The sequence below is a fragment of the Idiomarina rhizosphaerae genome, assembly GCF_024159085.1.
Classification (GTDB): Bacteria; Pseudomonadota; Gammaproteobacteria; order Enterobacterales; family Alteromonadaceae; genus Idiomarina; species Idiomarina rhizosphaerae.
Window position 1 is genome coordinate 284,558 of record NZ_JAMZDE010000007.1, and the last position, 12,861, is coordinate 297,418.

Consider the following 12,861-nt stretch of genomic DNA (forward strand, 5'->3'; position numbering starts at 1 on the left):
ATTGAGTCCACAAACACAGACACTTGATTTTGAGCTAGAGCCGACGGATTCACGTCGGCTTTCCAATCTCTGCGGCCCTTTAGACGAGAATCTGAAGCATATAGAGCGTCGCCTGGGCGTAGAAATAACGCACCGCGGTCATCAGTTTCAGTTGATAGGTCACGCAGCCAGCGTTGCAGCCGTGCACAAATTGTTACTCGACCTCTACATTGAGACGGCAACCCTAAAAGGCAAAGAAGGCCAGATTGAACCCGAACAAGTGCACCTGGCCATTCAGCAGGCAAAAGTGCTTGAGCAAAGCGACGATCAAGGCGACCCTGCCGCTGAAAAAATGACTCACATTAAAACCAAACGCGGCTTAATTAAGCCTCGCAATCATAATCAGGCTGGCTATGTTCGTGCCATTCTGGCTCATGACGTGAATTTTGGTATTGGACCGGCCGGTACCGGTAAAACTTATCTGGCGGTAGCTTGTGCAGTAGATGCTTTGGAACGTCAGGAAGTACGCCGTATTCTCTTAACTCGTCCGGCCGTAGAAGCAGGTGAAAAACTCGGTTTCTTACCGGGAGATTTAGCTCAGAAAGTAGATCCCTATTTGCGCCCTCTTTATGACGCTTTATTTGAAATGCTCGGCTTTGAAAAGGTTGAAAAACTGATTGAGCGTAACGTCATTGAGGTGGCTCCGCTGGCATACATGCGCGGGCGTACGCTGAATGACGCCTTCATTATTTTAGATGAAAGCCAGAATACCACTTGTGAACAAATGAAGATGTTCCTGACCCGTATTGGTTTTAATTCACGAGCCGTCATTACCGGCGACATCACTCAGGTTGATTTACCCCGCGGCCAACGTTCAGGATTAAGGCACGCCATTGAGGTGCTGAATAAAGTAACGGACATTAGCTTTACCTTCTTTCAAGCCGGTGATGTTGTACGCCACCCCGTAGTGCAGCGCATCGTTCAAGCCTACGAAGAATTTGATAAAAGCTAATGGCTGATTTAACACTGGATTATCAACTGGCTGACGGTATTACCGAGGCTCCAGAGGAAAACTCTGTCCATAACTGGGTCTCGGCCACTCTGGATTACCTGAAAAAAAATGATAAAGCGGTTGAGCTAACGGTGCGCATTGCTGCATTAGAAGAAGCTCAGCAACTTAATAATGAGTTCCGTAATAAAGATTACGCCACCAATGTTTTGTCTTTCCCCTTCAATAGCCCGGTCGAATTACCCGTCACTTTGTTAGGTGATTTGGTTATCTGTCAGAGCGTCGTTGAACGTGAAGCTGAAGAGCAACAAAAGTCAGCCATCGACCACTGGACGCATATGGTGATACACGGTACTCTCCACCTATTAGGTTACGATCATATTGAAGACGACGAAGCCGAAGAAATGGAACAAATTGAACGTAACATCTTAGCGAGTCTGGGAATATCAGACCCGTATCAAACTGCAGACAATATGGAGCTTAACACTCAATGAGCGACGACAACCTCCACTCAGCCAACGGCTCATCGGGAAAATCCTGGGCAGCGAGACTGCTGCAAGTATTCGCTGGTGAGCCGAAAAGCAGAGAAGAACTCGTCGATTTGATTCAGGACGCCGAAGACCGCGACCTGATAGACAACGATACCAGAGAGATGATTGAAGGCGTGCTCGATGTCGCTGAGCTTAAAGTCCGCGACATTATGATTCCACGTTCACAAATGGTCACCATTGATATCCATCAAGGTGTAGACGAATTCCTGCCTATCGTTATCGATTCTCAACACAGTCGTTACCCGGTTGTTACTGACAATAAAGATCACGTTGAGGGCATTCTGTTAGCAAAAGATTTGCTCAGCTACGGCTTTAACATGACCGATGAAGCCTTTTCGCTGGACAAAGTCATGCGCCCGGCGGTTATCGTTCCGGAGAGTAAACGCGTTGATGTGTTACTAAAAGAATTCCGTTCCAACCGTTATCATATGGCTATTGTTGTCGATGAATACGGCGGTGTATCTGGCTTGGTAACTATTGAAGATATTCTGGAAGAAATAGTTGGCGAAATTGAAGACGAAACCGATGCTCATGGTAACGACGAAAAGACCAATATTCGTCGCCTTAGCCCAAGCCGTTACTCGATAAAAGCTTTAACTACCATTGAAGATTTTAACCAATACTTTGACACCAACTTCAGTGATGAAGAACACGATACTGTCGGTGGCCTTGTTGCGCACGGCTTTGGCCATTTACCGCAGGCAGGTGAAGAAGTTAAACTCGGTAACATGACTTTCCGGGTCACTAACGCAGATAAAAGACGTATTCAACAACTGCAGGTCAGCCTCGACTCTGATACCGATACCCCGCCGGAGTCTGAACAGTAATGATAAAGCTTTCAGGAAGCGTTACGCGCTCTTTGCTGTTAGTGATTTGCGGCGCTCTCCTGACGCTGTCTTATTCACCTTTTCACTGGCATTGGCTGCCATTTATCATACTGCCTATAGTTGTAAGGCTGATATGGCCTCTCGCCCCTAAACGGGCATTCAGGGCCGGCTTTGTCTTTGGCATGGGCTTGTTCGGTGCCGGTTTAAGCTGGATTTACGTTAGCATCGATCAATATGGTGGTGTTCCGGTTCCGGTTACGCTACTTCTATTAGTACTGCTCTTTGCTTATTTAGCACTGTTTCCGGCAATTGCATTTTGGTGCTGGCAGAAGCTCTCTCATCGTAAATTTGCCTGGCGCTTCAGCTTGCCTTTCTTTTGGCTTATTGCTGAGCTACTCAGAGGCTGGCTATTCACTGGCTTCCCCTGGCTAAGTCTCGGTTACAGTCAAACAGATGGCATTTTCGGCGGACTGGCTCCGGTGATTGGTGAAACCGGTATTACCGTGGCTCTTTGGTTTACTGCCATTACTTTGGTTCTGGCACTAAGGTTCAAAAAGCCGGCGTCGCTTTTAATTCCACTTATTTTTCTCACTTGCGCTGTCGTATTTCCTAAAATACAACCCACAGAGAGAAAAGCAGAATCTATGTCGGTATTGCTGGTTCAGGGCAACATTCAGCAGTCATTAAAATGGCAGGCTGAACAACAATGGCCGAATATTCTTCGCTATCTTGATTTAACCCGCCCTAAATTTAATCACGATCTGGTTATTTGGCCGGAATCCGCTATAACCGCGCTTGAGCCATATGCCAGTGATGTCCTCAATACGGTAGAACAGTCCGCGAGTATGAACGACTCAGCCTTAGTTACCGGTATTATTGACTACGACAGGTTAAACGACGATTTTTACAACTCGGTTATTGTGCTGGACGAAGAAAGCTACAGTTACGGTAATGCTAACCGCTACCAAAAACATCAACTGTTGCCCATTGGCGAATTTGTTCCCTTTGAAGACCTTTTGCGCCCACTGGCTCCATTATTTAACCTCCCTATGTCGTCATTTAGCCGCGGGGGATACCAACAACCTAACCTTAAAGCCAACGGCAGCAACCTGGCCATGGCAATATGCTATGAAATAGCTTTTGCAGGGCAAGTTCGTAGCAATACCTACGACGATACCGATTACCTGGTAACCATTAGCAATGACACCTGGTTTGGTGATTCACATGGCCCCTGGCAACACATGCAAATAGCGCGAATGCGTGCAATGGAACTTGGTAAACCCTTGTTGCGGGCAACGAATAATGGTGTCACAGCGGCCGTTGATGAACATGGCCAGTACATAGAACTGGCTCCGCAGTTTACGGCAACAGCATTATCAGCTGATGTTTATCCGGTTAGTGGTTCAACGTTGTTTAATAAAATAGGTAACTGGGGGGCTATAATTCTGGCTCTGTTTGGCCTGTTACCTGTAATCGCTACAAAACGTACTAAGAAACGCGCTCAGACATAGTCATCGGGCGCGAAAATCAGTACACTATAAAGGCTTAGCAGAACTATTCTGTTGCTGTTCTTTTCCATTTTTTCACAGGGATCTCATTATGGAAAATATATTTGACGCCATTCTTTTTGCTGTGCTTGTTGCTGCAGGTGGTCTGGGACTAACTTCTTGGCTCATGCTGTTCGCCATTGATAAATCAGAACCTGCCGAAGTCAAACAACGCGCTGTTTTTGAAAACGGTTTTTTTGGTCTGGCCGGCATCGTCGTTGTACTTCTTATGTGGTACGCAATTAGCTAAACCGATATTTAAATTCAAACGGAATCAGCAGGAATTATGCAAGAACAATACAACCCGAGCAAAATCGAATCTGCCATGCAAAAACGCTGGCAGGAACAAGACGTATTTACGGCAAAAGAACAGCCGGGCAAAGACAAGTTCTACTGCCTGTCCATGTTCCCCTACCCCAGCGGAAAACTGCATATGGGGCATGTTCGTAACTATACTTTAGGTGATGTCATTAGCCGTCATCAGCGTATGCTCGGAAAAAATGTTATGCAACCTATGGGCTGGGATGCCTTTGGGCTTCCTGCTGAAAATGCCGCTATTCAGAATAAAACGGCACCGGCGAAATGGACTTATCAAAATATCGATTATATGCGCGAGCAGTTAAAAAGCTTAGGTTTTGGCTACGACTGGAACCGTGAGCTGGCAACTTGCTCGCCGGATTATTATCGCTGGGAACAATGGTTCTTCACTAAGCTTTATGAAAAAGGCCTGGTGTATAAGAAGAATGCGACGGTTAACTGGGATCCGGTAGACCAGACAGTGCTGGCCAATGAGCAAGTTATTGACGGCCGGGGCTGGCGTTCAGGCGCTAAAGTCGAGCAGAAAGAAATTCCTCAGTGGTTTATTAAAATAACCGATTACGCTGAAGAGCTGTTAGATGACTTGGATCAGCTTGATGGTTGGCCAGAACAAGTCAAAGCGATGCAGCGTAATTGGATTGGCCGCTCAGAGGGTGTCGAAATTGACTTTAACGTCGCATCCTCGGAGCAGACTTTACGCGTTTATACCACCCGTCCTGATACGCTTTACGGCGTTACCTACATGGGCGTTGCGGCACAGCATCCTTTAGCTACGGAAGCCGCCAAAACGAACCCTGAGCTGGCTAAATTCATTGAAGAGTGCAAAAACAGCAAAGTTGCAGAAGCTGATATTGCCACCATGGAAAAGCTGGGTATGGACACCGGTATTAAAGCCGTTCACCCAATGACCGGCGAAGAAATTCCGGTGTGGGTCGCTAACTTTGTTTTAATGGATTACGGTTCCGGCGCTGTTATGGCCGTGCCTGCACATGACCAGCGCGACTGGGAGTTTGCAACGAAATACCAATTGGAAATTCGCCCGGTAATTGAGCCTCTTAGTGGCGATAGTGACATTGAAAAAGCAGCCATTACTGAGAAAGGTACCGTTATTAACTCGGGGCCATATAACGGCATGAGCTCGGCACAAGCCTTTGACGCTATTGCAACCGAGCTAAAAGAGAAAGGCATTGGTGAGCGTAAAGTTAATTACCGTTTACGCGACTGGGGAGTATCTCGTCAGCGTTACTGGGGAACTCCAATTCCAATGCTGAACCTGGAAAATGGCGAGTCCGTGCCCGTACCGGAAGATCAGCTACCGGTTAAACTGCCTGAAGATGTGGTTATGGACGGTGTGAATTCACCGATAAAATCTGACCCCGAATGGCGTAAAACCGAATATAACGGCCAGCCGGCAGAGCACGAAACCGATACCTTCGACACCTTTATGGAGTCGTCGTGGTACTACGCCCGTTACTGCAGCGCACAAACTGATGATGCCATGCTGGATCCGGAAAAAGCTAACTATTGGTTACCTGTTGATCAGTATATTGGTGGTATTGAACACGCCATTTTGCATTTGCTGTATGCCCGTTTCTTCCATAAGTTACTGCGCGATACTGGCTTAGTGGAGTCTGACGAGCCATTCAAGCGTCTGCTGTGTCAAGGCATGGTACTGGCAGACAGCTATTACCGCGAAGATGAAAAAGGCGGTAAGCAATGGGTATCGCCTCTTGAGGTTGACATTGAGCGTGACGAAAAGGGTGCCATTGCCGGCGCTAAGCATAAGCAAGACGGCCAGCCGGTTAATATCGGCGGCATGAGCAAAATGTCAAAGTCTAAAAATAACGGTATTGACCCGCAAACCATGGTTGAACGCTATGGCGCGGATACCGTACGGTTATTTATGATGTTTGCCGCACCACCGGAAATGACGCTGGAGTGGTCAGACTCCGGTGTTGAAGGCGCACAACGCTTTCTACGCCGTCTGTGGAAACTGACTTACGACATAAATAACGCCGGTGGCGCTTGTACAGGTCAAAGCTTAAATGCAAACCAAAAGCAGCTGCGTCGCGAGTTACATAAAACCATCGCCAAAGTCAGCGATGACATGGGACGCCGCCAGCACTTTAATACAGCAATAGCAGCTATTATGGAGCTGCTTAACCACTTACAAAAAGCGCCGCTGGAAAGCGATGCCGACCGTCAGGTATTAGCTGAGTCTATTGATGCTATGGTGCGTATGCTTGCGCCTATCACGCCGCATATTTGCGAGCAGTTATGGCAGGAACTGGGACATCAGGAACCACTGTCTTTCGCCGACTGGCCAACGGTTGATGAAAGCGCGTTAGTTGAAGACGAAAAACTGATTGTGGTGCAAATTAATGGCAAAGTTCGGGCTAAATTAACCGTACCAGCCGATGCTTCCGCAGAACAAGTTGAGCAAATTGCTTTTGATGAAGAAGCCGTACAAAAGCATACTGAAGGCAAAGAAATTCGTAAGAAAATCTACGTGCCTGGAAAAATTCTCAATATTGTTGTTGGATAACCTATGCGCGTTACCATAAACCTTGTACTCACCCTGCTGCTGATAGCCACTCTTAACGGGTGTGGCTTTCAGCTGCGCGGAAACTATCAACTACCAGAAACACTGCAGGCGGTTTCTCTGCAAAGCCAGGTTTCAAAAGAATTAAGTGAGCATATGGAGCAGCGCTTTATTCATTCGGGAATTCAGGTCTCTAAAGCGGAACAACCTGTTGTTGTTCGGCTTCTTTCAGATAAGTTAGAGCGAAGAACATTGTCGTTGTTTGAAAGCGGTCAAGTTGCGGAATACGAGCTTCTGTATCAGGTCAATTATCAGTTGTTCAACAACGAAAAGCTGCTACTTGAGCGAACGGTTGAGGTGGCGCGCGACTATCAGGACGATCCTAACTTTGCATTGGCTAAAACCCGCGAACGGGAAATGCTGGTAGATGAAATGAGAGCCGAAGCGTCTCGCCTTATTTTGCAACAAATCATCTCCGAAATGTCGGAATAGAACTCTTAGCCAATGCAAACTATCTACCCTGAAAAGCTCGAACATTACCTGCAACAGAATGGGGTCCCCCCTGTCCTGCTAGTGTTTGGTGATGACCTTTTACTCAGGAACGACGCGCTGGCTAGTATTCGGAAAAGCATAGCCAGCGATGACCTCGAGCGGGTGCATTGGTTACAAAGTAAAGACTTCGACTGGCAACAACTGTCTTCCGGAGAACAGTCAATGAGTCTGTTTGGCAATATGCGTCTGATTGAGCTGGAATTGCCCGAAAACAAACCCGGTCGTGACGGCTCTGCCGCATTGACCGAATACGCGAAGAATCAGGCTGACAGCGAAATTCTGGTTGTTATTGGCGACCGGTTAAAAAAAGAGACCCAAAACAGTCGCTGGTTCAAAGCACTGGCAGAGCGCGGTCCGCTGGTTCGCACCCAAAGCCCGGATAAATCGCAGCTACCCGCCTTTATTCACCAGCGTGCTCAACGCTATCAACTCACTCTCGCCTCGGGTGTTCCGGAAAAGTTATCAGACTGGTTTGAAGGAAACTTACTTGCTCTGGATCAGGAGCTGAGTAAATGGCAATTGTTGAGCAACGATGGCGTCATTACAGAAGACTTTTTGAAAACATCAATTGATGATGTCAGTCGCTTTAGCGTGTTTGCGTTGCAGGAAAGTATCCAGCAACAAGACTTTGAAGGCGCATTGCATCGGCTGGAACGGTTACTGGACGAAGAAAATGATTTTCACAGGCTCATCTGGATTTTGCAGCGCGAAGTACAACTGCTAACAGCGTTGCAAAAAGCTAAGCAGACACAAGCCGATACAAACGCTCTTTTCCGTCAATTTATGATTTGGCCTAATCAACAACCGGGGTATCACCAGCGCGCAAATCAATTGAGACAACAAACTCTATTGAGTGCACAGCAGTTGATTGAGAGAATAGAAGCGGCGCTTAAGCTTGATAGCGGCGAATCCCCTCTTATACTAACGACTCATCTACTCAGTTTACTTTGCTGTAATAACGCCGACGCCATTAATGACGGGCTTTCGGTGTTTAATCACGGCATTGAGCCAAACGAAAAATTTATTCAGCTATGATACGCGCAATTTTTGGCGGCACTTTTGACCCGATTCATAACGGGCACCTGCAAACGGCAGTCGCTCTGGTGAAAGAGCTCGGTATTTCAACTTTAGCATTAATGCCAAGCGCGGTACCGCCGCATCGTCCGCAACCAGATGCCAGCCCGGAGCAGCGGCTGGACATGGTTAAGCTTGCATCTCAACAACACACGGCTTTCACCGTCGAGGACTGGGAGTTAAGACAGAATAGACCTTCCTTTACGGCGAATACATTAAGTGAGTTTAAAACCCAGTTTCCTGATGACACCCTACTTTTTGTGATGGGGATGGACTCATTAATGAGTCTTCACCGCTGGCATCAGTGGCACCAGCTTCTTGAATACGCTCACCTGGTTGTTATGCCAAGAGCAGGAGTACCTTTTAACCCTCAGGATGACGAGTTGAAAGAGTTTATTTCAACGCATCTGACCCGCGATAAAAACACCCTGCATGAGCAACGCCAGGGGCTGCTTTATATTGCAGAAACCCCGATGGTCGATGTTGCCGCCACCGAATTACGCGAGCAACTTAAACACCGTGAGAATAACCTGCCACTACCTTCCAATGTTTATGACTATATAAGACAACATCAGCTGTATTTGTAACTGAACACTTTTCCTAATTTCTGTTAAACTTCGGGTTTTAATCCTTAAATCGGAGAAAATCTTTTGCAGGCAGAAGAATTGCGTGAATTTGTCATTGATAAAATCGATGATCTTAAAGGTCGTGACGTTCAAATTTTAGATGTTCATGATAAAACGGACGTTGTTGATTACATGATCATCTGCTCTGGCAGCTCGAAAACGCATGTAAGAAGCATAGCTGAACATGTGGCGACAGAAGCAAAGCATGCCGGCACGCCACCTATTGGCGTAGAAGGTGGAGAACAGTCGGAGTGGGTTTTAGTTGACCTTGGCGATGTTGTTATACATGTTATGCAAGACAGCATCCGCGATTTCTATCAATTAGAAAAACTCTGGGGCTAGTCAGTGCAAATTCAATTACTCGCCGTTGGCACCAAAATGCCCACGTGGGTTACTGAAGGCTTCAACGAATATAAAAAGCGGTTCCCGGCGGATTGTAAGCTAGTGCTGCATGAGATTGCAGCTCAAAAGCGTACGCGTAAAGCAGATTTAAACCGCGTGATGCAACAAGAAGGTAAATCACTGCTGCAAGCAATACCCAAAGGGAACCGAATAGTCACTTTAGAGGTCACAGGTCAGGCCTGGGACACACCTAAGCTTGCTCAGCAACTAGAGAAGTGGCAAATGGACGGCAGAGATGTCACTCTATTAATCGGCGGGCCTGAGGGCCTTTCCGATGAATGCCTGGCAGCAGCTGAACAGCGCTGGTCTTTGTCTAAATTAACATTACCCCATCCGGTGGTGAGGTTAATCGTCGCAGAAAGTCTTTACCGGGCATGGAGCCTGAATAACAATCATCCGTACCATAGAGAATAAGAATAATAATGCGTCACCGCACCCACATACGTGATCATGATTCCGAAGCGGCCGTTTTTGGGCGACGCGTGCTTGTTGCTATGGTGATTGTTGTTGCGGCCTTTATTGCTCTGGCGTCAAACATGTATCACCTGCAAGTGAGTGAACATAAAGAGCTTCAGACGCGCTCTAACGATAACCGAATAAAATTACTTCCTCTGGCGCCGAATCGGGGCTTAATCTATGACCGCAACGGTGTTTTATTAGCAGAAAACACACCAATTTACAGTCTGGATGTAACTCCGGAAGAAATCGATAACCTTGAGCAGACCCTAAGTCAACTTCAACAGTTACTCAACTTTCCTGACAGCACTATTGAGCGCTTCTATCGGAATCTAAAAAATCAACGACGTTTTAATAATGTGCCCTTACTCGACGAGTTGAATGAAAAGCAGCTGGCAGTTTTTGCTGCGCACCAACATAAATACCCAGGCATAAGTATCGAAGCTCGTTTGATACGAAACTACCCTCACAAAGAATTATTAACACACGCAGTTGGCTATGTTGCCAAGATCAACCCAAGAGATGTCGAGAGTCTGCGCGAAAGTGGCGAACTACCTAATTACGCCGCCAGTCGGACTATAGGAAAACTCGGTATAGAGAGATACTACGAAAAAGATCTTCATGGCGAAGTCGGCTATCAGAGCGTAGAGGTAAATAACCGGGGACGTGCAGTTAGGACACTGAGTATTGAAGCCCCTAAACCGGGTCAGGACATCGTCCTGGAGCTGGATCTTGAATTACAGCGAAAAGCTGCGGAATTACTGAGTGAGCGACGCGGTTCTATCATATTAATGGATGCCACCACCGGTGGAATACTGGCTATGGTCAGCGCACCCAGCTACGATCCAAACTGGTTCGTCAATGGCATTTCGGTTAAGCAATATCAATCGTTATTGAACTCGACTCAGAGTCCGTTACTTAACCGCGTAACCCAAGGGGCTTACCCCCCTGCATCTACCATTAAGCCTCAGATAGGTCTGCTTGGATTAGAGGATGGCACCATTGAAGAAGATACTCGCATATGGGATCCCGGCTGGTTTGAAATAAAAGGCGTTGACCGACGCTACCGCGACTGGCTGGCCTGGGGACACGGCTGGGTCGATGTAGAAAGAGCCATTACTGAAAGCTGTGATACATTTTATTACGATCTAGCCCTTAAGCTCGGCGTTGATAAGATATCCAGTTTTATGACTGAGTTTGGTTTTGGCGAAAGAACAGGAATAGATATTCACGAAGAAGTCTCTGCACTAATGCCTTCTCGTGGTTGGAAGAGAGCTCGTTTTGGTCAGCCCTGGTATGCGGGCGAAACTCTCTCTGTCGGTATTGGTCAGAGTTACTGGACGGCAACGCCTATGCAACTGGCCGTTGCAACTGCCATGGTTGCAAATAAAGGTGAGCACCTTATTCCCCGGTTGCTTCGCGGCAAAATACAGGACGGTGTATTTGAAGAAGCTTTAATCGCTCACCGGGAAAAATTGACCTTATCCGATAGCAGTAACTGGGAAATTATCACTAGGGGAATGCGTAACGTCAATATGTCACCTAAAGGTACAGCGCATAGAGCTTTTAAAGACGCGCCCTACTCATCGGCAGGCAAAACCGGAACAGCTCAGGTCAGAAGCCTGGGACAGGAAGAGGAATATAATGCAGAAGATATTGCCGAGCGCTACCGCGATAATGCGATGTACGTGGGTTATGCTCCGGCAGACGACCCTGAAGTTGTTGTCGTAGTGGCAATAGAAAACTCTCTTGGGGGCGGTGGAAGTGTCGCGGCACCGGTAGCGAGAGAAATATTAGACGTCTGGCACGCCCGATTTAACAATGGCAACAAACAGCAGGAAAAAACAAATGCTGACAACTGAAGAACGTCAAAGAAGTCCTATTCTGAAGAAGTTACACATTGACGGGCCTCTGCTTATTCCTTTGATTGTACTCTCGGTTCTTAGTTTATTTGTTATTTACAGCGCTGCTGGGCAGGACCTGGAAGTCGTAGAAAGACAGTCGATACGTATAGGGTTATCTTTTGTTGTGCTTTTTGTGGTTGCACAAATTCCGCCACGTGCGCTATCTCGCTTTGCCGTGCCAGCTTTCTGTGGCGGGGTTCTGCTTCTAGTGGCCGTACTTGTTTTTGGTGAAATGGGAAAAGGCGCTCAACGTTGGTTGGATATAGGCCCTTTAACCATACAGCCGTCAGAAATAATGAAACTTGCCATGCCCCTTATGCTGGCCTGGTATATGAATCAACACCCTATCCCGCCCTCCATTTATAGGCTGTTTGGCGCTTTAGTGCTGGTGATTATTCCAACATTACTCATTGCCCGCCAACCCGATTTAGGAACTTCACTGCTGGTTGCCTGCGCTGGACTTTTCGTTATATTTTTAGCGGGATTAAGCTGGAAGTTAGTTACCGCCGCAGCTATTGCTGCCGCAGCCTTTACCCCGGTACTCTGGTTTTATCTTATGCACGACTACCAGCGTCAACGGGTGCTCACTTTTTTAAACCCTGAGCGTGATCCACTCGGTTCAGGCTACCACATTATTCAGTCAAAAATTGCCATCGGTTCAGGCGGCATTGATGGCAAAGGCTGGCTTCAGGGAACTCAGTCTCAACTGGAGTTTTTACCGGAGCGTCATACCGACTTTATTTTTTCTGTTTTTAGTGAAGAATTTGGCCTTACCGGAGTTATCCTTTTGCTTGCATTGTATGGCTTCATTATTTTACGAGGCCTAATTATTGCTCTGCAAACTCAGGATATCTTTTGTAAGTTATTAGCCGGTTCACTGACACTGACCTTCTTTGTTTATGTATTTGTAAATATTGGTATGGTTTCAGGACTATTGCCAGTGGTTGGGGTACCATTACCTTTAATCAGTTATGGTGGCACGTCGATGGTGACACTTATGGCCGGCTTCGGCATGCTCATGTCCATTGCGACCCATCATCGCTTAGTTATGAAAAATGGCTAAAAAAACAGGGA

The 12,861-nt window shown here is 47.0% G+C and carries 13 protein-coding genes; all 13 read left to right on the forward strand.

The genetic code is table 11. From position 1 onward, the window contains the following. The first annotated feature begins 1 nt into the window (after position 1). Entirely contained in the window at positions 2 to 991 is a 990-nt protein-coding gene (locus NJR55_RS09085; protein WP_253619658.1) for a PhoH family protein, read from the forward strand. Continuing rightward, positions 991 to 1,482, forward strand: a complete 492-nt coding sequence (gene ybeY / locus NJR55_RS09090) for an rRNA maturation RNase YbeY (protein ID WP_253619659.1) — start codon at positions 991 to 993, stop codon at positions 1,480 to 1,482. The genes NJR55_RS09085 and ybeY overlap by 1 nt, the downstream gene beginning before the upstream one ends. Then, positions 1,479 to 2,366 carry a CNNM family magnesium/cobalt transport protein CorC gene (gene corC / locus NJR55_RS09095; protein ID WP_253619660.1) on the forward strand — a complete coding sequence of 296 codons (888 nt, stop codon included), beginning with the start codon at positions 1,479 to 1,481 and terminating at the stop codon, positions 2,364 to 2,366. Before ybeY ends, corC begins: the two co-directional genes overlap by 4 nt. Continuing rightward, a complete protein-coding gene (lnt, locus tag NJR55_RS09100) occupies positions 2,366 to 3,877 on the forward strand; it encodes an apolipoprotein N-acyltransferase (RefSeq protein WP_253619661.1) in 1,512 nt (503 codons plus the stop codon). Before corC ends, lnt begins: the two co-directional genes overlap by 1 nt. Positions 3,878 to 3,965: 88 nt before the next feature. Beyond that, positions 3,966 to 4,163: a hypothetical protein gene (locus NJR55_RS09105; RefSeq protein ID WP_253619662.1), complete on the forward strand. Its 198-nt coding sequence runs from the start codon at positions 3,966 to 3,968 to the stop codon at positions 4,161 to 4,163. A gap of 36 nt (positions 4,164 to 4,199) precedes the next feature. After that, positions 4,200 to 6,776, forward strand: a complete 2,577-nt coding sequence (gene leuS / locus NJR55_RS09110) for a leucine--tRNA ligase (RefSeq protein ID WP_253619663.1) — start codon at positions 4,200 to 4,202, stop codon at positions 6,774 to 6,776. Between the two features lie 3 nt (positions 6,777 to 6,779). Continuing rightward, positions 6,780 to 7,265 carry an LPS-assembly lipoprotein LptE gene (locus NJR55_RS09115; protein WP_253619664.1) on the forward strand — a complete coding sequence of 162 codons (486 nt, stop codon included), beginning with the start codon at positions 6,780 to 6,782 and terminating at the stop codon, positions 7,263 to 7,265. 12 nt (positions 7,266 to 7,277) lie between these two features. Further along, a complete protein-coding gene (holA, locus tag NJR55_RS09120) occupies positions 7,278 to 8,360 on the forward strand; it encodes a DNA polymerase III subunit delta (protein ID WP_253619665.1) in 1,083 nt (360 codons plus the stop codon). Continuing rightward, positions 8,357 to 8,986, forward strand: coding sequence for a nicotinate-nucleotide adenylyltransferase (gene nadD, locus NJR55_RS09125; protein ID WP_253619666.1), 630 nt, complete (start codon positions 8,357 to 8,359; stop codon positions 8,984 to 8,986). Before holA ends, nadD begins: the two co-directional genes overlap by 4 nt. A 63-nt stretch (positions 8,987 to 9,049) precedes the next feature. Further along, complete coding sequence (rsfS, locus tag NJR55_RS09130; protein WP_011234202.1) at positions 9,050 to 9,367, forward strand: ribosome silencing factor; 318 nt, start codon at positions 9,050 to 9,052, stop codon at positions 9,365 to 9,367. Between the two features lie 3 nt (positions 9,368 to 9,370). Continuing rightward, a complete protein-coding gene (gene rlmH, locus NJR55_RS09135; protein WP_253619667.1) occupies positions 9,371 to 9,841 on the forward strand; it encodes a 23S rRNA (pseudouridine(1915)-N(3))-methyltransferase RlmH in 471 nt (156 codons plus the stop codon). 8 nt (positions 9,842 to 9,849) lie between these two features. Next, positions 9,850 to 11,745, forward strand: coding sequence for a penicillin-binding protein 2 (gene mrdA, locus NJR55_RS09140; protein ID WP_253619668.1), 1,896 nt, complete (start codon positions 9,850 to 9,852; stop codon positions 11,743 to 11,745). After that, a complete protein-coding gene (gene rodA / locus NJR55_RS09145) occupies positions 11,732 to 12,850 on the forward strand; it encodes a rod shape-determining protein RodA (protein ID WP_253619669.1) in 1,119 nt (372 codons plus the stop codon). The genes mrdA and rodA overlap by 14 nt, the downstream gene beginning before the upstream one ends. The last annotated feature ends 11 nt before the right edge of the window (positions 12,851 to 12,861 follow it).